Below are 26711 nucleotides of genomic sequence, written 5' to 3'. Positions count from 1 at the left end.
ATGCACATCCTCATAAAAATTAGGGCAAAAATCACCAAAGAGCTGCTGCTTCTGTCTCGCTATTGACTCACTCTACTATTATACAAGTAAACCGTATTTTTTAAAACCCAAGGCTAAACAAACGCCTAATAAAAATACAAATACGATCCCGGAAATAATCCGTTCATGAATATTGAACTCTTCGGAGCGGTCTGGAACAGCTAAAGTCGAAGCTACTAAAAGTCCGCCGATCAATCCGCCGATATGCCCCATAATATCCACTTGACTGCTAAATAAATTAAAAATTAGATTGATACCGATAAACGTCGCATAACGCTGGACCATAAACGAAATGGCTGGATTGTTTTTAAAATGACGACCCAAAATCACAAATGCACCGAACAGTCCAAATAAGGATGTACTTGCACCTGCTGAAATACTGTACTGTGAACCAAAGGTGAAGCTGAGAATATTTCCTGCGATCCCGCTAAGCAAATAAATTACTAAGTAACGCCAATGTCCATAAATGCCTTCGACTTGAGAACCGATATAATACAATGTCACCATGTTTACAGCAAAATGCAGCCAGCCGATATGTAAAAACATTGGAGTGAAAAAACGCCAGTATTCCTGTCTAAATAAAATCTCGGCACGTGACATCGCTCCCCAGTCGACCAGTACCTGATTGGTTGTTGAACCTCCAGATAATTCCATCCCTAAAAATACAACGGTGGTAATAGCCAGTAGTATATACGTTATTAATGGTTGATTAAGTATTCGCTTTATTTTCATTTGTGTTTGATAGTTCATGTGTTCCTCCTAGCTGATAAATAGTCGTTTCACCGGTAAATCAAATGATTCGATTGTCCAATGTTCTTGAATTTGTTCGCTGAATACCAAACTACACGTTTCCCCTTGATACTGTTGAAGCAAACGATCATAAAAACCACCGCCAAATCCAATACGAAACCCTAAACGTGTAAACACAATTCCCGGCACAACCAATAAATCGATCTTGTCAATTCCTACTTCCAGACCATTTACAGGTTCTTCAACTCCAAAAGCAGTTTTTTCAAAGACGGTCTCAGGCGTTACCTGGTGAAAAGTCAAACGACGTTCACTATTGGTAACAGGCATTAGTAGTTGCTTCTCCGCTGACCAACCCTCAGTCAGCAAAATATGCGTATCAAACTCAAAATCCAGCGGCTTCGTGATCGCAATCGTCTGCGCTTTCTGCCACATCGGATCCTGGAATAATTCAAGACTGATCGCCTGTTCTTTTTGTTCTTTTAGTGCTGGATGTTGATGGAGCCATTTTAAATTCGCCAGTCCTATTTTTCTTAAACGTGCCTTGTCCATCCAACCCCTCCTACATAAAAATCTCCTAATCTATTGCTCCTCTTTCTCTTTTTAACCTTACCTTGTAGTTTATAGAAAAATACATGAAATAGCAAACAGATCCACAGTGATTTTAAAGATCCTTCAGTCTTTTTTTCAGCCAACTGCCAATCGCTGTATAGACATTCTTTTTCTCTTTTTCCAGTAAAATTTCATGACGTAATTCAGCGAATAGAACCAACGAAACCTTGATCCCCGCCTGATCCAATTCTTTCGCTACTTTTCTTGTTCCTTTACCAAAGTCTCCAACTGGATCTTGTTCCCCACTGATTACTAAAACAGGGATGTCATGCTCAAAACGCTCTGCCCACCCTTGTCGATTTGCTCTGTCTACTAATCTGAAAAGTGTATAGAAACCATTATTGGTAAAAGTAAAACCTGTCAATGGGTCTGCTTCATACATGCGGACATTTTCTTGATTTTTACTTAACCAATTAAACGAGCTCGCTTCTGGAAATTGCTTGCTAAAAGAACCAAATGCCAGCTGATCCAACCAGTTATTGACCTTCTTAGGCATAGTTTTATTCAATCCCTTTGTTATTGACAATGCTACAGGCAACATGGCCGCTTTTGCCCCTGTTCCCATAAAAATAGCCCCGCTAATCGTCGGTTTATACTCCTGCAAGTATGTACGTAATGCAAACGAGCCCATACTGTGACCAAGCATAAAATGCGGCAGCGTCGGATAATGCTCTTCGATCCATAATTTGACTTGCTCAATGTCTTCAAGGACAAATTTGACCGAATCTCCTTTGCCGAAATAGCCATGTGGTGCTCCGTTTTCTGCCAGTGATTCTCCGTGACCTAAATGATCATGACCGACAACCACAAAACCTAACGTATTCAAATATTTGGCAAACTCATGATAACGTTCGACATATTCTGCCATGCCATGAATCAGCTGAATCGTTGCGATTGGTTCTTGATCGGTAGGCCAGCAAATAAAATGACTGTCCGTTTTTTGATCTGCTGACAAAAAAGTATGATGTTTCATTGCCTTCCCTCTTCTCGATTGATATTGTCCATTATAAAGTATCTACGTATTAATTACTACTCAGTCAAGATTTTCCCGCCAAAGATATCTTGTTTAAAATCCACTTCCTTTTGAATGAATCGGGCATCGTGATCGTTTAAAATTTTAAGCCAGGATTCCGCAGATTTTTTTGATCACACGATTGAAAAATTGCTGTTTGAAAATCATCATCCAGGTATCGTATAATCATAAATAGTCATTTGAGACAGGAGGAGGCCTATCATGAAAATACAGATCATCGGTGCCAGTGGAACTGGAAAAAGTACCTTAGGACACTATATTGCTGAAAAAGAAAAGATAAAATGGATCGATACAGATCATTACATTTGGAAAAACAATACATTTACAGATAGTTATCCCATTCCAGAGCGCTTGAACATGTATAAAAAAGACCGCGAGCGTTTTTTCGATTTTATCGTTTCTGGTTCAGTTTTTGCTTGGAACCCTGACGGATTTATGGATCGTGATTTATTGGTTTTTCTTTATTTAGAGGAAAATATCCGATTTGAGCGTTTAATCAAAAGAGAAATCATTAGAGGTGGTGAGTCTGCCTTATCTCTTGATGATCAAGGAAATCAGACCAATGAATTTTTAGAATGGTGTAAAACCTATCACACAGCAGAAAATCCTTCTGACATAGGAACTTACGCAGAACATGCCTATCAAATGGAACATTCCAAAAGTCCAATTTTAAGAGTGAACAGCGATCAATCCTTAGCTTCTTTGTATCAGATCATTCTAGATGAATTCCAGAAATTAAAGCAATAAAAGAACTTGAAACAAAACTAAAATCAGTTTTGTTTCAAGTTCTAAATTTGTCTCGTTCTCTTGTGGTTTAAGGAGTGATTTAACTGTTACTCTGATTGTAATGTGATCACCGGACTCACCGATTGATCTACTGCAATCTCTTCTGTTCCATAACGTTCACCTAAAATATATTTGGCGATATGGATCGTTCGATCACTCATCCGCTCTAGATTTGATGCAATATCGATGAACAGAACACCATCCGCTGCACGACCTTTGCCGCTGTTCATCGTGGCAATGTATTTCTTCCTTAATTTTTTGACCATTTGATCAATTTGTTCTTCTCGATCCAGCATATGGGCAGCCATTTCTTTATCGTCTTTTTCAAAAACGATCAACGAATCACGAATGTTTTTCATCACTTTCTCAAATAGATCGATAACATCTTCATCGTGTAGAATCAATGAATCTCGTTCAGAAACTTTACCAGCTTTTTTATCCTTCGCCTTTTGTTTCTTCTCTAAATGAATCGCTTCCGTTAGGTTTTGGATAATATTGCGACAGTGATCCCCAATTCGTTCAAGATCTTTGGTCAATTCCAGCAGCATGGTTTGCTCATGACTTTCTGAAATCGACAGCTCAGCAGCTGACAGTTGAACGAGGTATTCAGTTAAACGATTATCCATATCATTAATCGCCGTTTCATATTGACCAGCATTTTCTTTATCGATCGCATTCTGATTTTCATAATAGGCTTTTGTCGATTCAAAAGCGCCCATGACATAGTCACCCATCTGCAGTAATTCGATCTTCGCCTGATTAAGGGCCAGTGTTGTTGAATTTTGGATAATAGATTCGTTAAGATTTGAAGGTTTGAAATCAATACTTTGATCTTTCCCTGGAATAATTTTACGTACAAGCAACTCGATTTTATCGATAAACCAAAATTGAATCAATAAATTCGAGACATTGAACAAGCCATGAGCAACGGCAATCTGCATCGCTGGTTTCAAATTGAATACATTTGAAATCTGAACCACAACAGCAGTGAAAGGCGTCAATAACGTAGTAAAAATAATGGCTCCGATCAAGTTAAAGATCACATGTGCTGCGGCTGTCCGCTTGGCAGCAACACTCACACCTAAGGCAGCAATCACAGCGGTGATCGTTGTTCCAATGTTATCACCAAACAAAATCGGCAATACTGAACCGATTGCCAAGCTTCCCTGACTATACAACTGCTGTAAAATACCGATCGTCGCACTGGAGCTTTGAAGCACCATCGTCAATAATGTTCCAATCCCGACACCTAAAACAGGATGATGAGAAACATCTACCATCAATGCGGAAAACTGTGGCAGTTCACTTAACGGCGCCATGCCGTCTCCCATCAATTTTAGTCCATAGAACAAACAGCCAAAACCAAAAAGGATTTGACCGATCGTATTGATCGTTTCTCGCTTTGAAAAGAACAGCAAGATAGAACCGACACCAATGATCGGCAAAGCATATGAACTTAAGTTAAAACCAATAATAAACGCAGTGACTGTTGTCCCAACATTGGCACCCATGATAACACCGATAGCCTGACGCAAGGACATAAAACCAACACTAACTAACCCTACCGTTAAAACAGTTGTACCCGAACTACTTTGAATAATAGCAGTTACGATCAGCCCAGCCAACACTGAACGCAGTGGTGTGGATGTAAACGTATTTAAAATTTCTCGTAAAGAATCTCCTGCAGACTTTTGCAGCCCATCCCCCATATACTTCATGCCAAACAGAAAAATTCCTAAACCACCCAGAAAAGGGAATAGTACTTCTTGATAGGACACGCCTGTTCCTCCCTTAAAATAAACTTCTTCTCGTTTCAAATCACCTAAAAAACGTTTTCACCTTTTAAGAGTACAGAAAAATGAAGGCGTTGTAAATATATTCTTGGCATTTTCATTAAAAATTCATCCTGCCACTTCTTTTGAGTAGACGAAGCATATAAAAAAGAGAGACTAGAGTATAACGCTATGAGAGATAATACTGATTCTAAAACCCAAAAACTCCGAAAAGTAAGAAGGAATTTCCACTTACTTTTCGAAGCTAAATGCACTTATTTCATTTTTTTGCTACCACATCTTTACACTTAAACCATCAGCATATACACACCCGCAGCAATCGCAGCGCCAATAACCGGACCGACGATCGGTACCCATGAATAGGCCCAATCTGAATCGCCTTTAGTCGCAATTGGTAATAATTGGTGAGCTAAACGAGGACCAAAGTCTCGGGCTGGATTGATTGCATAACCTGTAGGACCGCCTAATGACAAGCCGATTGCTAAAATCAATGCTCCTACGATCAGTGGTGTCAATCCATCTGCAATACTGTTTTGTGAGAAAGATAAAAGTCCTAAAACTAACACAAATGTACCAATCACCTCAGTAATCATGTTCGCGGAATAATTACGAATAGCAGGTCCTGTGGCAAAAGTTCCTAGTACCGCCCCTTGATCTTCCGTTTGATTCCAATGTGGCAAATAAGCCAGCCAAACTAAGAAAGCTCCCACAAGTGCGCCAAGAACTTGTGCAATAATAAATGGAACAACTAAATTCCAAGCAAAGTTTCCTGCCATTGCCATCGCAATCGTTACTGCCGGATTCAAATGAGCAGGTCCCATAAAGCCAGATATATAGACCGCCATTGTTACAGCCATCGCCCAGCCAAAAGCAATTACGATCCAACCAGAAGCTTCTGCTTTACTTTTTTTCAAATTAACCGCAGCACACACACCGTCACCTAAAAGAATCAGAATCATTGTTCCTAAAAATTCACTAAAAATCTGCGTCATACTGGAAGTATCCATTTTACTTCGCTCCTTCTTTTAATGTGGTTAAATCAGATTCAGCAATCAAATCATCTAATTCTTGTGCATAGTCTGCTTTTTGCTGCTCAGACCAGCCAAAATAATTTGTCATTTCAGCAATCACACCTTGCTTCACGGTATCAAGTGTATCTCGCATAAACAACACATGATTCGTTCTGCGTAACAGATAATCAGCAGGTGTTAACGTCATTTCATTTTCAAGTGCATAATGCAGTCCAAGTGTTTCAGCTAAGGTCAACCCTTCTACAGCTTGTGTTTCTGGGATTTTTTCAAAGAGTTGTGACACGTTAGAACCATAGAGATGTGCTAAATATGCAGCCTCTTCTTGGGTCAATCCTTGTTCCACACCATTTTTTGTCAACGCTTCCAATTCTGCTTCAACGTTGCCTGCATCAATTTCTCCTCCTGATACTGGATATGTTTTAGAATCAATCAACTCAAACGACTTATTAAATTCGTCTTTTAAGATTCGTTGAATTTCTTTAAGCGCACCCTCTGCCATTTTACGGTAATCTGTGATTTTCCCACCTGATAGAGTCAAAAGCCCATCTTCTGAGCGTTCCAGTAAGCTGCCTCTTGAAACCGCTGATGGATTTTCTTTGCTTTCAGATAGTGAATCTTCTAAGTGATTCAAGACATTTTCTACGTCAAAGCGAGTAGCTGAATGTTGTTGGTATTTTTCCACAATATCAATGACTTGATCGAAACTTTGATCAGAAACTTTTCCATTGTTGCCGCCGTTGTAATCTGAACCGCCATTTTCTGAAATCAATGGACGCAATCCTGCCCAGCTTGCTTCAATATCATCGATTGTCACATGTGCTTCCGGATAGCGATTATTGACGATTTCCAGCAAGTAATCCACATCTTCTTGTGTCACTGTCGGATGTTCATAATCGCCCTTGTAATCCGTATCTGTTGTACCGAAATATGTTTTCTTTTCTCTAGGAACTACAAAGACCATTCGTCCATCATGTTTTCCAGTATCAAAATAAGTTGGTTGAGGAACGTATAACTTACTGCTGTCTACCACTAGATGAACCCCTTTTGTCGGACGCATTTGTGGTGTCATTTTTTCTTTTTCATCCAGTCCGCGAACTTTATCAGACCATGGTCCTGTCGTATTGATCACGACATCCGCTTTGATATCGAATTCTTCATCCGTCAATAGGTCTTTCGCTTTCACACCACTGATTTTTCCATCATCATAGATAAAACCGATTGCTTTGACTTTACTGACCATAGCTCCGCCATCGTGCGCCGCGCGTTTGATATTTTCGATCACAAGTCGGGCATCATTGTTTCTAAAATCGAGATAGACACCGCCGCCTTGCAGTCCTTCACTTTTAAGCTGCGGTTCACGCTCTAAAACTTCTTCTTTCGTTAATGTGTAATTTTCGTATTTCGTTCCGATCACATTGGCCAAACGATCATAAAGATCCATCGCAACTTTCACAGAAAACATATTGAAGGTTGCTTTAGGCTCATCATAAATCGGTAAAAGCATCGGATCCGGTTTGGGAATATGAGGAGCAATTGCCTGTACAACTGCTCTCTCCTGTACCGTATCTGCTACAACTTCTACGTCAAAATTTTTCAAATAACGAATGCCACCGTGAACTAATTTAGTCGAACGTGAAGAGGTGCCTTCAGCAAAATCCTGCATCTCGATCAGACCGGTTTTCATTCCAGCTGCACTCGCCTGTAACGCAACACCGGCTCCTGTAATACCGCCGCCGATGATCAACAAATCTAATTGCTCTGTTTTCAATGTTTCAATCGATTTTTCTCGTGTTTTTATTGAAAATGCCATAGCTGTTCACTTCTTCCTTTTATTTTGATTTGTGTTTGAACATCTGTGTTGCTGCGACTGCCTGCTTCCAACCATCGTATAAATCATCACGTTCCTCATCAGACATTTTAGCTTCGAAAATTTGGCCTTCTTCATAAAATTCTTTTAGTTCGTCTAAATCTTTCCAGAAACCAACTGCAAGACCAGCTAAGAATGCTGCACCTAAGGCTGTGGTTTCTAAGTTTTGCGCTTTTTGAACAGAAGTATTTAAAATATCTGCTTGGAATTGCATCAATAAATCGTTATTCGCTGCACCGCCATCTACTTTTAAGATAGGAATATCGATTCCTGTATCATTTTTCATCGTGTCGATAATATCACGTACTTGATACGCCACTGATTGTAAGGTTGCTTTAACGAAATCTTCTCTCGTTGTTCCACGTGTTAGGCCAAACACTGCACCTCTTGCATCTGAATCCCAATAAGGAGCGCCTAAGCCTGTGAAAGCTGGAACAACATAAACTTCATTTTTATTGTGTGACTCGTTTGCGACTGCTTCAGATTCTGCTGCTGTCTGGATCATCTTCAATCCATCACGCAACCATTGAACGGCAGAGCCTGCCACAAAGATACTTCCTTCTAATGCATAGTACACTTTACCGTTAATGCCGTAACCAATAGTCGTTAGCAAATTATTTTCAGAAAGCTGTGGTTTTTCTCCTGTATTCATAACAATAAATGAACCTGTACCATACGTGTTTTTGACCATTCCGGGTTCAAATGCCATTTGACCGAATAACGCCGCCTGCTGATCTCCTGCCATTCCTGAAATTGGGATTTCACTGCCATAAAAATGATAGTTTTTCGTCATACCATACACTTCAGAGTTAGAAGTTGCTTTTGGCAGCATCACGCGCGGAATATTTAAGGTATCCAGAATATCTTGATCCCAATCTAGATCGTGAATATTAAAGAGCATCGTTCTGCTGGCGTTGGAGTAATCGGTCACGTGGGTATCTCCACCAGTCAATTTCCAAACGAGCCAAGTATCGATCGTACCAAAAAGTAGTTCACCTTTTTCAGCACGTTCCTGTGCGCCTTCGACATTATCCAAAATCCAACGAATTTTTGTTGCTGAGAAATATGCATCGACGATCAATCCTGTTTTTTCATGGATCATTTCTTCATGACCGTCTTCTTTTAACTGATCAGCAATAGGAGAAGACTGACGAGATTGCCATACCACAGCATTGTGAATCGGAAGTCCTGTCTGCTTATCCCAAACAACCGTTGTTTCACGCTGATTCGTGATTCCGATCCCAGCAATATCGGTCGGACGAACGCCAGATTCGATCAAAGCGCCAGCAATCACCGATTGAACAGAGTTCCAAATTTCGTTTGCATTATGTTCGACCCAGCCTGCCTTTGGAAAATACTGCGTAAATTCTTTTTGCGAACTTCCAACATTGTTCCCCTTCTTATCAAAAATAATTGCTCTTGAAGAAGTCGTTCCTTGATCGATCGCCATGATGTACTTTTGTTCTGACATTGTAATTCCTCCTAAATAATGGTAATGGTCAACAGCTTCAGTTAAAGTCATATGCTTTTCAACAGCAACCCAATTTATTTGTTGCGTTTCAAAGCAGATGTTCCAGACTTGCTTAACGTTTATTTTATAGCTTAACAAGCCTTTTTGAAAACGCTTTATCTTTTATGAACTTATCATAACCGCAAAGTGATTCATAAAAACGTCAGCTTTTTTTTTATTTTTAAAATAATTGAAAGTTTTTAACAAAATCTCAATAAGGACAAAGCTAAAGTGACTGTGACATAACTCTACCAGTTACAGCCCAGTCACTTAAAATACAAACAAACCGCGGAAAAGAAGCAAACACTTCCTGCTACACTGCGCTTTGATTTCAATTTATTTCTCACGTTCATCGTTTTCGTCCCAGTTTCTTCTACTGCCACGATAATTTCTTATTTTTTTACGGATCTGATTGATATCAAAGGTTGAACCCAATTCTGATAAAATATAGATTTCTTTTACAGAACGATAGGTGGGTGGGTTCATCATATTAGTGATCAAAAGATCGTATGAATGCTTTTTATCATACGCTTCAATCAGCAAGCCGTTCAGATTTTTCAAACTTAAAATTAGCACATGCGTCAGTGCTTCTTTATATAAAACATCCATTTTAAGATCAATCCCGACTCGGATTTCACCAATAATTTCAAAATCAATGATCGACAAAACACTTAAATATTTTACCAGCGACCACTCATGCAAACTATTTCCTGGCTCATAAACGGCATCAAAATAGCTCAAACTTTCCTTCAATAGAACATGAGCAAAATCACTTAGCTGATTACTGGAGAGCTGCTGCTCTTTTTGCCAAATATTTTCTCTATCAAATAACTCCAGCTCTCCATTAAAAAAATAGAGACGACTATGGATTTGAGAAAAATAATAAAAGATCTTTTTTTCTAATTCTGGGTAAAATTTCTGCGGGCGATAATATAAAATTACATGTTCCAGCACGAATGTATCAGCTAAGGAAGGAGGTGTCCGCCGGCCGCGGATCAAGCTATACTGGGCAAAATCCTTTTCTGTCAAAACCGACATGCTTGTCAAAAAGATAAAGTGCAGTAAGCTTTCTTCTTCATCAACTTCCAAAGGATAACGACTAAGAAACCGTAAGACAAACGAACGAATCGTTCTGAAAAAAGGATCTTGTTCAAGCGTTTTACTTTTATCACGAACAATAGTGTATGTTTTCGTTTGTACTGGAAGTCTTTTCTTACTGATGGTGAGCCATAGACTGAGTTTTAATTTACCATATTCTTCAAACGAAAATGAGAGTGCCTTTTCCAACCCTTCTATGATTCGAATGTTTTGTTGCGTCAATGTTTTTTCTCTATGCTGCTCATACGGCGTTAAAAACCAATACACTTGAAAATAGAAGTAACGAATTTGTAACTCTTCTCCTTTTAACTGTCCATTACGAATTTTTAAATCAAACTCGATCAATAACTTATTTAATTCTTTGATTTTCCGAAATAAGGAGGATTCACTAATCATAAATTTAGTCGTTAATTGAACAATAGTAAATTCACGATAATGAAAAAGATGGTCGATCAACTGAAATTTGATGGAAGAACGAATGTAGTCTTCTACGATCCGACTGACAGAAAAGCGATCCGACATATACAGAGTTACCCATTGACCATCATAAAAAAGACTGCAGTCCTCTTTATACGGTTCTAAATAGTAGCCAAGTTCCTTTAAGTCACTTTCAAAGGATGCTTTAGAAACACCTAAATAAGCCAAAAGCTCCGTATCTTCAATACGGCCCCCAGCTATAATCACTTTTTTCAACAGACGGATTTCCCTTGCTTCCTTCCTCTCCAACAACTCCTCAGTTTTCATTATCATCACTCCATAAAGCGTTATATGCAAGCTGATTCGTGATATCCATGACAGAAGAAAAATATGGATGATACAAAAAATCTTTTTGATAAAACATTTCAATGGTTTGTCCCGTTTGAATGCCCAATGCCAACGTATTGATTTTTTCAAGAATATTGGTTTTAGAGACTAATTGTGCTCCCAATATCCGATGACTGTTTTTTTCAAAAATAATTTTTCCAAAAATATCTTGCTCTCCAGAAAATAAGGAACTTACTTGCTGAGCATAAGCCACTTCGATCAGCTGATCATGAAAAAAACCTTCTGCTTCCGTCAAGCCAGCACTTGCTACATAATAATCGACCAGTTTCGTCCCAATCGTACGGACCGAACCGATGAATTTAGTTGTTGGCTCTATGAGATTTTGTGCCACGACAGCTCCTGTTCGAACGGCATTATTCACTAAAGGAATGTAAAAGGACTCATCAGACAAACTATAAGGAATCTGTATACAATCTCCTGCCGCAAAAATATTTTTTTGTGATGTTTGTAAAAACTCATCGACATAAATTGTTTGATCCGTATGAATTTTGATCTGCTCATCCAAGTAGCTTAAATCAGGACGAACGTTCATTGCATAAATAGCTCGATCTACAGGCAAACGAGATTTTTGAGTTTCTACGATTAGTGTCTGTTCCGTATCACTAATTTTTTCAACGGTTTCATTAAAATGAAAAACAACACCCCTTTTTTCCATTTCTTGCTGTACCGGCGAAATCATTTCTTTATCGAAGTATTTGAATAGTAAGTAATCCATTTGCTCGTATAAATGAACTTCTATGCCTTTATTTAAAAGTGTATCTGCAGCTTCAGCGCCAATCTGTCCGCCTCCGATCAAAGCGACTGTGTGGCTCTCATTCAATTGTTTGATAGCTGGCTGTACATCAGATAAAAATTTATATTTCAACACTTTTTCTGAATGACTGCCGACAATTTTATTCGACCATTGACTTGATCCAGTCGCAAGAATCAGCTTATCAAACGACAGAGCAAAGATCTGGTCATCTTTTTGATAATTGATGATTTGCTGCTCTGAATCCAAGCTGATCACTTCCGCACTCAACAACAAATTAATGGTTTGATCCGTTAGTTGCTCTTCAGAGATAAATGTAGCATCATCTATTGAATTGATTTTTTCATTAAAATATAAGTTCAAACCTCCCGGTAAGTATCCGACTGTGGCCTGTTTTTCAATTAAATAAATCGCTGCATCGGAATATTTTTTGCGAAGCGTAAGGGCCGCCGATATGCCAGCAAATGAAGCGCCGATAATCACTACTTTCACAACTTAACCTTCTTTCATCAGATAATGAAACGTTTTCTTTAAGCATAGCATATGCTTGAATAAAACGCATGAAAATAAGCTAAACTCTGTAAAAAAAAAGCGTGAGCAGGACATCACTCTTTCGAGTCATATCCCACTCACGTAGCAGCCATATAAACACTTCTGTGTCAACCTTGCTTTTGTTGCAATAATAAATTAGTTATCTTTTAAAAACGATTGAATCGCTTCTGCATTTTTTTGTGCATCCAATTCGATCACACTGCCAGAAGGTGTATCATCATTGAAATTCCAGCTGTCTTCGATTGGAACTGAAAGTGAGTCTAAAGGTTTGACCTTCCCTGTGAGAAAATCCTTAGCTAGATCTATGAACAAGCTCGTTGGAACATTTGTATCAATTTTCCCAACGATTTTTCCGGCTACTTGAGGTAATTCCCAAATCGGAATCAAGTCTTTGGATTGACTGATCAAGGCGTCCATAACTTGTTGCTGACGTCTCACTCGACCAAAATCGCCTTCTTCATCCATTCTAAAGCGAGCATATTGCAATAATGTATTTCCATGCATCGTTTGCTCTCCCTTAAAGATATCCACCCCGTCTAGATTAATATCTTTTTCGGCATCTATCTTAACACCTTTAGGATACAGTTCATCGATGATATCACTAAATTCTTTAAAGTCCATTACAACATAATAATTGATCGGCAAATCAAAATTGATATTCAAGACTTCCTTTGTCATTTGGGCTCCACCGTAAGCATATGCCGCATTGATCTTATCCAATCCGCCATCTGGAAAAGTTAAATAACTATCTCTCATGATCGAAATCAGTTTGGGTTGCTTGGTTTTACCATCGTAATGACCAACCATCAACGTATCAGAACGCCCTTGATCTTCATCGTCATCTCTGGAATCATTTCCTACGACCATGACTGTTAATTCTTTATCACTTGTTTGTTCATCACCAGTAAAGTTTTTGTTTATAGCGGGTAATTCAGCTTCACTATCTTCTTTGGCTGATTGAAACGAAATCGCCGCGTAACAGCCTATACTAACTATCACAAGCAAGATAGATAATAACGTGATCGTCAGTATTCGTAAGGGTTTCTTCATTGTACATTCCTTTCTGCAGCTCACATTTACTCTTGGAAAAAGAAAAAATCCTTCACCAAGAACACTCAGCGAAGGGAGTAAAGTACTGGGATAAAAACGGATAACAATGATTCGTCAACTGTCCGCTTCCTAGTTCTTCTCTTCGTTGAGTTTTAGCACTATATAACGTAAAAAGCCTTGCTTTTAGCTGCTTTGAAAAACGCCTTAATTCGACGAATTTTGTCCTACCCGTACCTGTCTTTCGACATTTCTGAGCAGCAGCCTGTGTTTATATAGGAGCCTCACCTAACAAGTATTTGATTCTTTTTAAACTATAAGCGTATCGATTCACAAAGTCAAATTAATTCATTACAAGAACTTTTCTATTTTATAACCAACAGATTAAAATAAAATTACAGGTCTAGATTTCTTTATACAATGCCTAAAAAATAACAATTTTTCCTTTTTCTATTATTAAATATTTTTTAAGAAAGTTAAAAAGCGTGTCGGATAAACAAACTTCTGTTATCCTTCACACTTTTTATTTTTATCTTCGTTTGAATCTGACTACAGCTGAAAATTGATTTTTTCTAACTGAAAGATCGTCGTCAAAATTTCATTTACTTTTTCAAGTAAAGCTTTTTTATCCATAAAATAATCATTTGTCTTGATTTGTTCTGTTTTATTGGAATAAGTGAGGCAATCATATTCCTCTTTCAACCGAATCTGTTCTTCATCCTTTGTATAAAGCGTAAAATCATCAATCACATCTGTTTCGTAAGTCCGCTTGAAACCTTCTTTTAACACGATTGCTGTGATCAAGCTCGAGACCGTCAACTCATCTAATGAGAGTGCCTGTTCATCAATGACCAGCGTATAATTTTCATTTTCAATAATTCCACAAACGTTACAGCCGCCATCAAGTAGATCAACTGTTTTACTGATTGTCGCATTTTTCATTATGATAGATCCTTCTTTCGTAGTTGAATGGCTATTGTCATTGATAGTATAACAAAACAAGGGGCTCTTTTAAATAGCCGAATCAGTATCAGTGACTATTTTTTTACCGAAAAAGCTTGATCTTTGGCTAAGTAAAAGGGTCTTAAGTATGCAACTGTATTGGATAACGGTAAAACATCTCGGCTTAACTTGATGTTTAATTCTGTTTCGATGTATTCTCTTCTTGTAGTGATTCGTTTCCAAAGATTCGGGTACTGTTCTTTTATTTCTTTTTGCAGCTGAGTATCGGCTATTGCCACGCATTCTTCCGCACTGACTCCTGTGTACCCTTTGATTGAAGGAATGATATCGATTTGGAAAATCATCCCGCTTTTGATCGTTTCTGTCGAGTCAGCATAGATCGGTGAAGACATCCATTCTTCATCTGAAACGAGATGCCCTGGATTCAAATGCCAGTGATACTTTTCTTTAGGAAAAACTGACTCGATCGTATCGTATAATTCATGCCCCTGCATGCCGATATGGATTGTTTCCAACCATTCAGCCACCGCGTTATAGTAGGGCTTTGCTACTCTTTCTAGATAATCTTTTTGACTCTCTGGAAGTTGCTGTTCCGATTCGATAACAAAACCAGTCCGACTTGACAAACCACCTTTAAAAGCAGTTGTCAGGGATAATGGATCACCTAACTGGACTTTTTTGTGTGTAGGGTATACATTTGCTTTTTCAAAACGCTGTCCTGTCGCCGCAATCGTTACAACCGTATTGGTTTGCCCTTCTGCGGTCAATCGACTTCCAAGATCTGCTTCAGTCATACCAACTTCTACCGCATTCATTGCTGCTAAAATACAAAAAGAAGACAAATTTGCTCCATACTCATAATGAGCGATCTCATTAGCATTGTTGATTGTTCGCACACCAGCATCTCCGCCAATAAATAAATGGGCCGCATTTTCGACTTGAGCCTCTTGTGCTACGCTGTTTAACAAGGCTGAAACAATGAAATAAGGAATATCAAAAAATGCAGCCGATTCACTCATTCGCGTTGTGAACATTTTCCAACCGACTAAACCGACTTTTTTCTTTTCGGAAAGACCGATTTCATTAAACACTTCTTCTAAAGTTGCTTCATTATCCATTGGTTGATTTGGCAGTGAAAAAAGCGGCGTATGCTTTAAGGCAACTTCAATCCGTGACACTGCTGCCATTTTTAAATTTTCATTTCCTAAAATTACTGTACATTTTCCTGATGCCTCAACAACTAATAAGCCTTCTTCAAAACGAGGGATAAAACCGGTCAGATATTCAAAATTGCCGCCATGCTCTTTATCTGCATAGATGATTACTACGTCAAAATCAGATTTTTTCATCTCTTTTAGTAGTTTTGCTTTACGTTCCTTGATGGTTTCATCTGTTAAAAATACAGGCGGTACCTGCTCAAAATACGTTGGTTCTTTTATTGCTGTCAGTACTATTTCTCTATTGTTCATTGGTTTTCTCCTTTATGCTTCCGTTATGATTACTTCAACATCGTTCATTTCTAATTGCTTCATAAATTCTGCTTCAAGCTTTTCGTCTGTCACCAGCACATCAATAGCACTCAAAGAACAGACCTTGAAAAAACCTGTTGTTTCGATTTTTGTATGATCTGCAAGGGCGATAACTTTTTGAGCTTGAGCAATCATTTGTCGCTTAACCAGCCCTTCTTCTTCTGTATGGATAAATAGGCCTTCTTTAGAAAGAGCAAAAACGCCTAATACTGTATAGTCTACCTTATACTCTTCAATTTTCTTGACTGTTTCAGCACCATATAAAAATAATTGCTTCTTATGTAGTTTCCCCGGAAGTATGCTGACTTGAGCTTTATCATAGTTTGCTAAAAGCATTGCATGTGACAAAGAATTAGTTATCGCCTCCATTGTATGATCGCTTAATTCTTTGATCACAGCTTCAACTGTGGTTGAGGAATCAAACAAAATACTTGTATTGTCCTTAATAATCATTGCTGCTTTTTGGGCCATTCTTTCTTTGATCACATTAAATTTAGTGGAACGTTGCTCATAATCTAAAATCAGCCCTTCGCGATTGGCAGATACTGCACCGCCATGGGTTCTGCGTACGATATTCAGTTGCTCTAATTTGATTAAATCTCTTCTAACCGTGTCTTTTGATACCTGGAGCATCTCTGAGAGCTGTTCGATGGTTGCACTCCTGTGTTCATCGATGAATCCCTTGATTTTCTCCATTCTCTCTTCAATCAGCATTTTCTTCACTCCTCATGAACAGCTTACCATCAAAAGCATTTTTTTGCAATTTTTATAAATAAATAATTAAACTAATGCAAAACAATGCATAATGAATGATATCGACTTACATTTAGCCATTTCTATGCTCTTTTTAGCAAGCTTTGACCCTTCATGTTAGTGATTTTAATCTTAAGGAATATTGTACAATACATAGAATTATGAGAATCTACTAATTTAGCTTTACTTTGTATGACTTATGCCTAATAATATGGTTAATCTACTATTCATAAAATAGTAGTGAAAAAGAGGAGGAATTTTTTATGAAACTTTTTAAAGGTATGATGGTCGCAGGTTTATCAATCAGCTTATGTGCGGCAAGTTTAGGTGCAGTAGCAACCGCTGCTAATGCTGCAACAGTAGTGGAATCAAACTATGCGAAAACGGTTACGTTATTTAACAAGGCGGATCTATTGGAGTATACTGGTTTGTCACTAACAGCGACTAACGTTACTGAAGTCTACAACAAATTAACGAAGGCTAGCGCTTGGGAAGCGGCAGGTTACAGTACATCCGAAGCAAATGTGATCGCTCGTAATTTTAGTTTGTCTTACTCTAAATCAATCAATCTTTTGAGAAAAATGACTTACCAAAATGATTTGCATTTAAAAGTAATTTTGATCACAAAAGGCTATGTAAAAGCTGAATTTGGTTTACAAACTTACTATGTTCCTGAATTACCAGAAGTACCAGAAACTTCTGAAGACCCTGAAATCCCTGAAACACCGGAAGTACCAGAAACACCGGAAAAACCTGAGGTCCCTGAAACGCCAGAAGTCTCTGAAACGCCTGAAACGTCTGACCTAAAAAAACTTGAAGTAGAAGTAAAATATACTACAGGTCAACAAATTGAATTACAATATGAAGTAAAAGCAAATGGCACGATCAAAGCGCAATACCAAGATAAATCAAATAGAATTCAGTTACAAGGTAGCGCTGCACAAACAAAAATCGAAGGAATCATTGCTGGTTTAAATCTTAAAACAGCTAGCCAAAAAGAGATCACAGCACATATCTTAAACAAATTAGGAAACGGTTCAAATTATAAACAGTTCCAATTCCAAGGACAATTTAACGATTCTACACAAGTAAAATTTAAACTAAAATAAGTCACTTGTTAAAGACAAATCCGTTTCCTCTTAGGAAATAAAACAACATTCACGAAAAATAATAGTATTCAAGTTCTCCTGAATTCTAGCTGATTTTCACCTAGTGATTCAGCACTTAAAGTTATATACGATTAAAACACAGCGTAGCAATGGCTTTTGCTTCCGCTGTGTTTTGATTTTTAGCTGATCGAAAAACCTATGTTTTATTCTGCTGTTAAGGCAGCCATTGTAATGTAGTTGTAAGGCTGATTGAAATGAGGTAGGAAGAAGATATCCAGTAATTTTAACTCATCGATCGTCACTTTTTGCTCGATTGCTAGTGAAAATAAATGAATCCCCATAGAAATTTCCGCTTGTGAGCACATCTGTGCACCAACGATCCTGCGAGAATTCCGTTCATAAACAATCCGAATTTTAACTGGATGATTGTCTGACATAAACGCTGGCTTTTGCAAATCTGTGTAATCTGTATACAATACATCTATAGTATGTTTTCTCGCTGCTTCAACTGAAAGTCCAGTTGAAACCATATTCAAACCAAAGATCGAAATGCCATTAGATCCTTGTACACCTGATGAAGCAAGTTTAGTACCACCTATATTATGACCTGCAACAAGACCTGTTCGAACTGCATTGGTTGCCAGTGCAATATAGCTGATTTTGCCTAACGCGTTCGAGTAAATTGTCGCACAATCACCCACCGCATATACCGAAGGATCGCTAGTCTGTTGATGCTCATCAACAATATAAGCGCCATTTTGAAATAACTCAAGATGCTCTTTTCCAAGCTCATTATTTGGTAAAAATCCTATTGCATTAATCACTAGATCGACCTTGTATGTTCCTTTGTTGGTAACGATCGCTTCGACCTTTTCCGTTCCTTTATATTCTTCAGCAAGTTCACCGAAATGAAGTTCTATTTCATTATCTGCTAATGTTTTGTCCATTTCATCGGTAAACTCTCGATCATAATAACTAGGCAGTGAACGTTCCGCACCATCAAACAGTAAAACGTTTTTCCCTCTTCTTTTCACTGCTTCGGCAATTTCTACACCAATATAGCCGGCTCCGATTACAGCAACTGTTCGAACAGTCGGATCTGTCATCAACTGGTCTACAGCTTGGCCATCCTGGAACCGCTTCAAAAAATGAATGTTCTTCAAATTGGTTCCTGGAATCCTTGGCGATATTGGTTTAGAACCTGTAGCCAAAATTAGCGTATCGTATTTTTCGCAGAAAGTGGCTCCTGTGCTCGTTTTGCAGATAACTTGCTTTTGGTGAAAATCAACACTTTCTACAGTTGTTTCTGTATGAATCTTAGCACCCTTAGCTTCGAAATCTTCCTTTTTCGTATAAAATAACCCCTCATACGAATCTATTTGCCGACCAACCCAAAGCGCTGTACCACAGCCTAAATAACTGAGGTTCGAATTTTTCTCGATCATAATGACTTCTTGCTCTTGATACTGATCAAGAAGAGTATTTGCCGCTGCAATTCCAGCGTGGTTTGAACCGATAATCACTGTTTTATTCATTTTTTCCTCCTTTGAACTAACTGTACCTCTAAGTAAAAGTGAGTGAGACATAACTCTTCAAGTCATATCCCACTCACTTATAATCCGAATAAACGGTGGAAGCAGAAGCAATCCCTTCGGAAATAAGCTGAAATTGCTGTAAAACACAACGAGTACCGAGTTGATGTTGCACAGTACCTACTTGGTCACAAAAATTTGAAGAACACCAGGTAGGTACCAATTATCATCAGCTCGTAAACTCACTGTGATGCTTGGCAATTTTCGTGAATTCCTTCTTATTTCTCGGGATTAAACACTTCTGTCCCATCCTCCTTTATTCCATTCATTAAGCTTCTGTCGGTAAAATATTTTCAACCTCAGAATGTGGACGTGGAATCACATGGACAGATAATAACTCGCCAACACGTTGAGCTGCCGCAGCGCCTGCATCAGTGGCAGCTTTGACTGCGCCTACATCACCGCGAACCATGACTGTCACGATACCGCCGCCAACTAGTTCTTTTCCTACTAATGAAACATTTGCAGCTTTGACCATTGCATCAGCCGCCTCGATTGAACCAATTAGTCCTTTTGTTTCGATCATTCCTAAAGCATCAGATTTCATTATAATTTCCTCCTAAAGATATATATTAATTTTTTTGGATAACAACAGTAGTTCCGGGTTTTACCCCAAGAGCATTTGCTTCTTCTGTATCGATATGGCATTCCAAACCAGAGTTTTCAGCCGCTCGAATCACAACATTATTTAACGTACCGCCACGATCTCCAGAAAATTCGATCGTTACAGCTTCGCCATCACGAACGCCTAAACGTTCAGCATCTGCCGGCAGCATATGGATATGACGTTTAGCAACGACCACACCTTCTGCTAATTCAACCGAACCATTAGGACCGACCAGTGTGAGCCCACCTGTTCCAGCTAAATCTCCTGACAATCTTAAAGGTGCTTTGACACCGACTTTAAATGAATCACTTTGTAAAATTTCGACTTGGGTTTGATTTCTAATCGGTCCTAGGATCCGAACATTTTCGATCATACCTTTTGGCCCACAGATCATCACTGTTTCTTTACAGGCATATTGTCCCGGTTGAGAGAGATCTTTTAGTTTGGTTAATTGATGACCGCAGCCAAAAAGCTTATCCACATCTTTTTGTGATAAATGAATATGACGATTGGAAATTCCAACAGGGATTGCTTTGTTGTCCGACTGACTATTTTTTTGACCAGCCTCTGCCAATTTTTCCAGCACCAGACCTAGTAATTCTTCATAATTATCCATTGATTCAACTCATTTCTCTATTGATTCATACCAGCTAATACTTGACGAACAACATTAGCTAGCGTTTCTAAATCACCTTCTGCTATGTTGTTGATCATCGTTGCTTTTGTTTCTGTTTTTGGTGTTGCTGGACAAGCTGTCTCTGCTGCCGTTCGATCAAAAGTAAAGGTTGGATCGTTTTCAACTAAAGTTGTCACATCTTTTAAGCCATAGGCAACTTTTTTGATATTCAATAAATGCTTCGGTCCAACATTTTCTGACACTGAACTCCCGCCAAATGTTCCACAGCCTAACGTAAACGATATCGGCAAACCAGTACTGATACCAGTTCCACCTTGACTACCGCCAGTATTTACTAAAATTCTTGAAGCAGGTTTTGCTGCGAACTTCATGACGATATCACGATCATTAGTATGAATACTCATTGTATGACCGATTCCATTTTGCAATAGCTCGATGCTCAAATGACAGGCTTCTTCCCAGTCATTTACGACATAGAAGGCAAGAACTGATGTCAATTTTTCAAAAGATAAAGGATACCCTGCTCCTACACCGTCTTGAGCGCCGATCAACACTTTCGTACCTGCTGGAATCGAAATTCCTGCTGCTTCAGCAATCACAGACGCCGCACGTCCGACAAATTTAGCATTCATGGCATACCCATTTTTAAAGAGCAGCTTACATACCTTGTCTGTTTCATCAGGTGACATAAAATAGCCGCCCTGCGCTTTTAGCTCACGAATGACTGCTTCTTTATTGACTGTTTCACAAATGATCGATTGCTCAGAAGCACAGATCGTCCCATTATCAAACGTTTTTGATGCGATGATTTTCGCTACAGCGCTTTTCACATCTGCTGTTCGCTCAATATACGCTGGTGAGTTCCCTGCCCCTACGCCTAATGCTGGCTTACCTGAACTGTAGGCAGCTTTAACCATACCAGGTCCACCAGTAGCAATGATCAAATTCACTTCTGGGGCATGTAGTAACTCATTCGTACCTGGCATTGTTGGAATCGATGCACAGCTGATGATTCCCTCTGGCGCTCCGGCTGCAACAGCGGCACGATTTAACATATCAGCGGCTTTTCTCGTACAATCAAGCGCTGCTGGATGTGGTGAGAAAACAATAGCGTTTCTTGATTTGATAGCAATCATCGCTTTAAATATCACCGTTGAAGTTGGATTGGTTGAAGGGATGATTCCTAAAACTAAACCAACGGGTTCCGCCACATCGAATGTTCCCTTCGCTGGATCTTCAGCCACGATGCCAATTGTTTTTTCATGTTTGATTTCTTCGTACAACAGTGTAGATGCTGCATGGTTTTTGTAAGTTTTATCCAGCACTTTACCAAAACCAGTTTCTTTTACTGCCCGCTCTGCTAAACAAGCGGCATGTTTACTAGCTGTTTCTGTCATACTTTGCAAAATTTTATCAATTTGTTCTTCCGAAAAAGTCGCAATTTTTTCTGCAGCAATTTGTCCTTTGCGGGCTAAATCGCGGGCTTCCTGGACAGAACGTAAATCTTTATCAAAAGTTTCCATTCGTGATCCTCTATTCATTTGTTATTAAAAAGTCAATCAATGCCGCTACTAATTTTTCTTTACTCGTGCGGTAGATCTCTTTTTTGGGAATACTAAAGTTTGTTTGTTCCTTGGCTAATTTTCTCAAATCGACGACTTTCATCTGTGTGAGCTCCTGCAACAAATTTTCTTTGCTAGTCGCTTCATTCTTTTCTGAAATAGTTGCCTCTTCAAGCTGATCAACTTCAATCAGTTCGATCATATCAGCTGCTTCAACTTCCGGCCGTTCGATTGCTGAGATCTGAATAAAGTTTTCAGGTGCAACTTCTGGTCTTGCAATCACATGAGATCCTGCTAACAGTCCTGCACCTAAACGTTCAACACTGGCTATTGCCGCCTGAACCGCCGTTTCAACAGCAGCAACATCGCCTGTAATCAAAACGGTATTCAAGCCGCCGCCAACCTTATTTTTTCCTAAAAGCTGGACTTCTGATGATTTAAGCATGGTGTCCGTTGCCTCGATCATCGCCAACAAGCCTTTTGTTTCAATCATTCCGATAGCTTGATTCATTGTTTATCAACACCTTTCAATTTTCCACATAAAATCGTGACCTTGTCTGGTGTAGACCAGCGGACTGTATGATTTTTCGGTATAAAAATAGTATCTCCTTTAGTTGCCGTATAAGTGGTCCCATCGATGGTTAACTGAAGTTTTCCTTCAATGACATAGTTGATCGATTCCAACGTTTTTTCCTCATAAAAACTACTTTTATCTATTTCTAAAATCCCGCCGCTCATCTGTCTTTCCACTGGTGTAATCAGTTCTTGGTAGCAAACATTAGGATTTTCCTTGATCAAAGGCTGGAGTTTAACGGTAGATCCGTGAATTATTTTTAACCCACTAGTGTGTTTTTCAAATGTAAAAGGAGCTTCCGAAAAAATATTGGTTCCTGCATCATGTAATAGTTGTCTTAGTAAGGAGACCAATCCTTCTTTAGAAATCGTTTCATGATCTGACCAAGCGATTTTTTCTTCTGGCTCTGTCTGCATGTGAAATACAATCTGATACGCCTCTGCGAGATCTTTTGCAGAAGGGGTGATGATCGTTTTTTTCGTTATTAACAGACTTTTTTTGCCTTCTTTTTGAAGCGTTTCAATATCTTCTGCACAAATTAATTTTTTCATCTTGCCACACTCTCTTTTATACAGATTCACAACTTTCGTCAATGATTCCGATCACAGCAGCATCAATAGGAATCAAATCGTCTTCCAACATCCGTCGGGCAGCTGAACCTGTAGCGATAATGACCCGATCACCGATTCCTGCTCCTATTACATCGCAGACAACCAGCCGTTCACCATCTCTTGAACCGCCAGTGACTTGGGCCAACATTAGTTTTAACCCATTTAATTTTTCGGATTTTCGGGTAGCCCAAATAGTATCCATTAAGGTTGCAGTTACCATTGGTTATTCTTCTCTCTTTTTTTAATTTCTTCGATCGCTGCTGTGACCGAAGCCGTGTCACCAAAAATTGCTAACAAAATCATATTTTGCGGGCAACTTCCTCGAATGTCCTCGATCGTAACACCGACCGCTTTTTCAGCAACATCTGTAGCACAAATCATTTCGATCAGTTTTCCCTGCACCAATCCCACTGCATCTGGTGTTCCCAGCTCTTCTTTTGATCCTTTGCGACGATTTAAAATCGCCAATGTATTTTCTCCAGGAGATTTAATAATTCGACAATCCATGGTTTACACCTCCTATTTCAGTACTTGATCCGTACAACTTAGTGCAATTCCAAGCGGCGTTGCAAACATCGGATTAAGCGGCTTGAACGTTGGAATTCCAGTTGTTTTTTCTATGATTGTTTCAATGTTTTTTAAACAGGCTGTACCGCCAACAAGATAAATTCCTTTCACTGTATAGCCTGAAATCTGCTGGGTAATGATCGATGAAATTTTTTCAATAACTGGTTTTAACGTCGGCAGTAATTCATCATGGTGCTTTTCATTACGCTTATAGCGTTCAGCTTCATCAAAAGAAAATTTATAGGCACCTGCCAAAACTAACGATAAATGTGTACCGCCGGTTGCTTCATCTGCTACTTTAACCACTCGACCTGATTCAATGATCGAAATACCTGTTGTTCCTCCACCGATATCCACCACTGCACCGTCAGTTATGTTTAACAACTGATTTGCTGCCGTCGGTTCATCTAATAAATTCGTCAATTCAAAGCCTGCGCTTTGCACCACATTCTTGATTGCCCCACCATCTAATTCATCGGTTCCAGGTGGTAGTGAAGCAGCAGCATACAGCAGTTCTGTCTGTAATTTTTGCTCCAGTTCTGCTTTTAGCTCACTTACAATTTCAACCGCTCCAATATAGTCAACGACCATGCCATCACGAACGACATCGGCGTAACGGTATGCGCCAGCTACAGGTTTAAAATGCTCATCTAACACTGCCAATACAATACACGCAGTACCAAGATCAACTCCTGTGTAATATATGGTTGAAGGATCTTTTTTTGGCTTTTTGATCACCTTTTCAAAATCTGCAATAAATTGATTGCACTCTTTCAATGCTTGTTTATTCATCGGCATCCCCTACTAATTGTTTGACTAAATGGCTCAGCTCTTGAATCACAGTTGATAATGGCCGACTGTATGTTGGATAAACAGCTGATATGAGACAAATTAAACCATATATTTTTTTTAGCTTGATCAATAACTGTCCATGCTCACTAAAGAGATGAATAGGCTCTAAATGAAAGACAGTTGGTTCTGCTTGCCGTTCACTTGGTTCTAATGATTCGGGTTCAGTTGAAAGAACGGCAACCATTTTTTTCTCTAATAAGAGCAGCTTTTGTCCTAGAATCAATTGTTTCTTTTTTGCTAAAACGACCGCCTCAAATAACTCGGCAGAAAGAATCTCTTGATATGCTGTTAATGTATCAACCTTTGTTTCCACAACAGCTTCCTTTTCTTCTGCTTTTAAGATAGGCTTAAGTTCTATTCTTTTATCCTGCACAAACTGTTTTGCTCCAGGCGTTAAACGTTCTGTTTCAGTTAAAATCAGTTGAGTGAATGGTTCTCTGCGAAACGTTGTTTGAAGTTCCCGTTCTGTAATAAAATGCATTAGTAACCACCTCTTAGCAACCTCTGATAAATAGCTTCAAGCTCTGCCTGATTAGGTTTTCTCGGATTGGTCAGCGTACATTTATCCGTTAGAGCTTTCTCAGCCATGTCTGGAACAGCGGCTAAAAACACGTCCGGATCAATCCCGCATTCGTTGATGAATCTTGGAATTTCCATTTGTTTAAACTGACGCTGAATGCCTGTGATCATTGCATGGACTGTTGCTTTAGCTGTTCCTGCTCGAAACCCTAAATGTCCTGCGATGTTCTGGTACAACACCAGATTATCCGTTTCACGCTCAGCATCCAATCCGGCATTATAACTGATTACATGCGGCAGCAGCATAGCATTGGCACGTCCGTGTGGAATATGAAAACGCCCGCCTAACGCATGGGCTAAGCTGTGACAAATTCCCAACGATGCTTCACTAAACGCCATTCCCGCTAAACAAGATGCATTATGAATCTTTTCGCGGAGTGCCAAATTCTCTCCTTGATTAAAAACTGGAATCAAATCATCCCATATCACCTTCAGTGCTTTTTCACTGCAAGCATCTGTAAAATCAGTTGCTTGTGTCGAAGCCAATGCTTCCATACAATGAGTAAAGACATCGATCCCTGTGTCAGCAGTCACATTTTTTGGGACACTGACTGTTAATAATGGATCTAAAATAGCTAAATCTGGAATCATACGGTCATCAACTAAGGCATATTTACTTTGTGCCTCAGGATCAGAAATAACTGCGAAAGCTGTAACTTCACTTCCTGTTCCGCTCGTTGTCGGAACACAAATCAATTGGACAGGTGTTTCTTTTTCAGCAATCGTATAGACATGCCGAATGACTTTAGCCGCGTCCATCGCAGAACCGCCACCTAAAGCAATGATCCCATCGGGTTTTGAGTTGACCGCAGCAATCAAGCCATTCGTCACGACATCGATCGTAGGATCTGGAACAATTCCAGAAAAAATACAGTAGTCGATTGCTTTTTCCTTTAATAGCTGGCCGACATTTTCTGCTGTACCATTTTTTTCCATGAAAGGATCACAAATAATCAAAACTCGGCTTAAAGATAAGGATTGTACAGCAGATAATGAGTGTTCACCTGTGATGATTTTGGTCGGCATCTTAAACTGACTAAACAAATAATATCCCCCTTTCTTCATTCATGTCATTCCATTAATAA

The 26711-nt window shown here is 39.0% G+C and carries 26 protein-coding genes and 1 riboswitch; of the genes, 2 read left to right on the top strand and 24 right to left on the bottom strand.

Annotated features, from left to right (window positions below; translation table 11 throughout):
• Positions 1–78: 78 nt before the first annotated feature.
• The 3 genes from BCR25_RS03330 to BCR25_RS03320 form a co-directional block, all read right to left on the bottom strand.
• A complete protein-coding gene (locus BCR25_RS03330) occupies positions 79–789 on the bottom strand; it encodes a rhomboid family intramembrane serine protease (RefSeq protein ID WP_069662201.1) in 711 nt (236 codons plus the stop codon).
• A 9-nt stretch (positions 790–798) separates the two neighbouring features.
• Positions 799–1338, bottom strand: a complete 540-nt coding sequence (locus tag BCR25_RS03325; protein ID WP_069662200.1) for a 5-formyltetrahydrofolate cyclo-ligase — start codon at positions 1336–1338, stop codon at positions 799–801.
• A 112-nt stretch (positions 1339–1450) separates the two neighbouring features.
• Positions 1451–2371, bottom strand: a complete 921-nt coding sequence (locus BCR25_RS03320) for an alpha/beta fold hydrolase (RefSeq protein ID WP_069662199.1) — start codon at positions 2369–2371, stop codon at positions 1451–1453.
• 261 nt (positions 2372–2632) lie between these two features.
• Here BCR25_RS03320 and BCR25_RS03315 point away from each other — a divergent pair, with 261 nt between their 5' ends.
• On the top strand, positions 2633–3178 hold the full coding sequence (locus BCR25_RS03315; protein WP_069662198.1) for a shikimate kinase: 546 nt from the start codon (positions 2633–2635) through the stop codon (positions 3176–3178).
• A gap of 86 nt (positions 3179–3264) precedes the next feature.
• On the opposite strand, the gene BCR25_RS03310 is transcribed toward BCR25_RS03315, so the two are convergent.
• From BCR25_RS03310 to BCR25_RS03265, 10 genes are all read right to left on the bottom strand, one after another.
• The gene (locus BCR25_RS03310; RefSeq protein ID WP_069662197.1) at positions 3265–4995 is read right to left on the bottom strand and encodes a Na/Pi cotransporter family protein; all 1731 of its coding nucleotides are present in this window, start codon (positions 4993–4995) and stop codon (positions 3265–3267) included.
• A gap of 302 nt (positions 4996–5297) precedes the next feature.
• Positions 5298–6017 carry an MIP/aquaporin family protein gene (locus BCR25_RS03305; RefSeq protein WP_069662196.1) on the bottom strand — a complete coding sequence of 240 codons (720 nt, stop codon included), beginning with the start codon at positions 6015–6017 and terminating at the stop codon, positions 5298–5300.
• A gap of 1 nt (position 6018) precedes the next feature.
• Positions 6019–7851: a type 1 glycerol-3-phosphate oxidase gene (gene glpO / locus BCR25_RS03300; RefSeq protein ID WP_069662195.1), complete on the bottom strand. Its 1833-nt coding sequence runs from the start codon at positions 7849–7851 to the stop codon at positions 6019–6021.
• Positions 7852–7870: 19 nt separating this feature from the next.
• Complete coding sequence (glpK, locus tag BCR25_RS03295; RefSeq protein WP_069662194.1) at positions 7871–9379, bottom strand: glycerol kinase GlpK; 1509 nt, start codon at positions 9377–9379, stop codon at positions 7871–7873.
• A gap of 375 nt (positions 9380–9754) precedes the next feature.
• On the bottom strand, positions 9755–11260 hold the full coding sequence (locus BCR25_RS03290; RefSeq protein WP_069662193.1) for an AcpB/EbpR/MafR family transcriptional regulator: 1506 nt from the start codon (positions 11258–11260) through the stop codon (positions 9755–9757).
• On the bottom strand, positions 11250–12584 hold the full coding sequence (locus BCR25_RS03285) for an FAD-dependent oxidoreductase (protein ID WP_069662192.1): 1335 nt from the start codon (positions 12582–12584) through the stop codon (positions 11250–11252). The genes BCR25_RS03290 and BCR25_RS03285 overlap by 11 nt, the downstream gene beginning before the upstream one ends.
• 195 nt (positions 12585–12779) lie before the next feature.
• Positions 12780–13694 (bottom strand): LCP family protein, encoded by a 915-nt coding sequence (locus BCR25_RS03280; protein WP_069662191.1) that lies wholly within the window; start codon positions 13692–13694, stop codon positions 12780–12782.
• 131 nt (positions 13695–13825) lie between these two features.
• Positions 13826–13994: riboswitch (M-box (ykoK) riboswitch) on the bottom strand.
• Positions 13995–14240: 246 nt separating this feature from the next.
• Positions 14241–14633 (bottom strand): DUF4809 family protein, encoded by a 393-nt coding sequence (locus BCR25_RS03275; protein ID WP_069662190.1) that lies wholly within the window; start codon positions 14631–14633, stop codon positions 14241–14243.
• 95 nt (positions 14634–14728) lie between these two features.
• The gene (locus tag BCR25_RS03270; RefSeq protein ID WP_069662189.1) at positions 14729–16123 is read right to left on the bottom strand and encodes a M24 family metallopeptidase; all 1395 of its coding nucleotides are present in this window, start codon (positions 16121–16123) and stop codon (positions 14729–14731) included.
• A gap of 12 nt (positions 16124–16135) precedes the next feature.
• A complete protein-coding gene (locus BCR25_RS03265) occupies positions 16136–16897 on the bottom strand; it encodes a DeoR/GlpR family DNA-binding transcription regulator (protein WP_069662188.1) in 762 nt (253 codons plus the stop codon).
• Positions 16898–17199: 302 nt separating this feature from the next.
• On the opposite strand from BCR25_RS03265, the gene BCR25_RS03260 reads away from it, so the two are divergent.
• Positions 17200–18045: a YusW family protein gene (locus BCR25_RS03260; protein WP_069662187.1), complete on the top strand. Its 846-nt coding sequence runs from the start codon at positions 17200–17202 to the stop codon at positions 18043–18045.
• A gap of 203 nt (positions 18046–18248) precedes the next feature.
• Here BCR25_RS03260 and nox read toward each other — a convergent pair whose 3' ends face one another.
• The 11 genes from nox to BCR25_RS03205 all read right to left on the bottom strand — a co-directional run bounded on the left by nox (position 18249) and on the right by BCR25_RS03205 (position 26691).
• Entirely contained in the window at positions 18249–19580 is a 1332-nt protein-coding gene (nox, locus tag BCR25_RS03255) for a H2O-forming NADH oxidase (RefSeq protein ID WP_069662186.1), read from the bottom strand.
• A gap of 325 nt (positions 19581–19905) precedes the next feature.
• Positions 19906–20184 (bottom strand): ethanolamine utilization microcompartment protein EutM, encoded by a 279-nt coding sequence (gene eutM / locus BCR25_RS03250; protein ID WP_069662185.1) that lies wholly within the window; start codon positions 20182–20184, stop codon positions 19906–19908.
• A 25-nt stretch (positions 20185–20209) separates the two neighbouring features.
• Complete coding sequence (locus BCR25_RS03245) at positions 20210–20860, bottom strand: phosphate propanoyltransferase (protein WP_069662184.1); 651 nt, start codon at positions 20858–20860, stop codon at positions 20210–20212.
• Between the two features lie 17 nt (positions 20861–20877).
• A complete protein-coding gene (locus BCR25_RS03240; protein ID WP_069662183.1) occupies positions 20878–22404 on the bottom strand; it encodes an acetaldehyde dehydrogenase (acetylating) in 1527 nt (508 codons plus the stop codon).
• Positions 22405–22414: 10 nt separating this feature from the next.
• Complete coding sequence (locus BCR25_RS03235; RefSeq protein ID WP_069662182.1) at positions 22415–22954, bottom strand: BMC domain-containing protein; 540 nt, start codon at positions 22952–22954, stop codon at positions 22415–22417.
• Complete coding sequence (locus BCR25_RS03230) at positions 22951–23568, bottom strand: cupin domain-containing protein (RefSeq protein WP_069662181.1); 618 nt, start codon at positions 23566–23568, stop codon at positions 22951–22953. The genes BCR25_RS03235 and BCR25_RS03230 overlap by 4 nt, the downstream gene beginning before the upstream one ends.
• Positions 23569–23584: 16 nt before the next feature.
• Complete coding sequence (locus BCR25_RS03225; RefSeq protein WP_069662180.1) at positions 23585–23848, bottom strand: EutN/CcmL family microcompartment protein; 264 nt, start codon at positions 23846–23848, stop codon at positions 23585–23587.
• Complete coding sequence (locus BCR25_RS03220) at positions 23842–24135, bottom strand: BMC domain-containing protein (protein ID WP_069662179.1); 294 nt, start codon at positions 24133–24135, stop codon at positions 23842–23844. The genes BCR25_RS03225 and BCR25_RS03220 overlap by 7 nt, the downstream gene beginning before the upstream one ends.
• A 12-nt stretch (positions 24136–24147) precedes the next feature.
• Positions 24148–24987, bottom strand: coding sequence for an ethanolamine utilization protein EutJ (gene eutJ / locus BCR25_RS03215; protein WP_069662178.1), 840 nt, complete (start codon positions 24985–24987; stop codon positions 24148–24150).
• Positions 24980–25528 (bottom strand): hypothetical protein, encoded by a 549-nt coding sequence (locus tag BCR25_RS03210; RefSeq protein WP_069662177.1) that lies wholly within the window; start codon positions 25526–25528, stop codon positions 24980–24982. The genes eutJ and BCR25_RS03210 overlap by 8 nt, the downstream gene beginning before the upstream one ends.
• Positions 25528–26691 (bottom strand): 1-propanol dehydrogenase PduQ, encoded by a 1164-nt coding sequence (locus BCR25_RS03205; protein ID WP_069662176.1) that lies wholly within the window; start codon positions 26689–26691, stop codon positions 25528–25530. The genes BCR25_RS03210 and BCR25_RS03205 overlap by 1 nt, the downstream gene beginning before the upstream one ends.
• Positions 26692–26711 lie beyond the last annotated feature (20 nt).

Source organism: Enterococcus termitis, assembly GCF_001730305.1.
GTDB lineage: Bacteria > Bacillota > Bacilli > Lactobacillales > Enterococcaceae > Enterococcus_L > Enterococcus_L termitis.
Note: the sequence above shows the minus strand (reverse complement) of the source record. Positions and strands in the feature narration are given on the sequence as shown.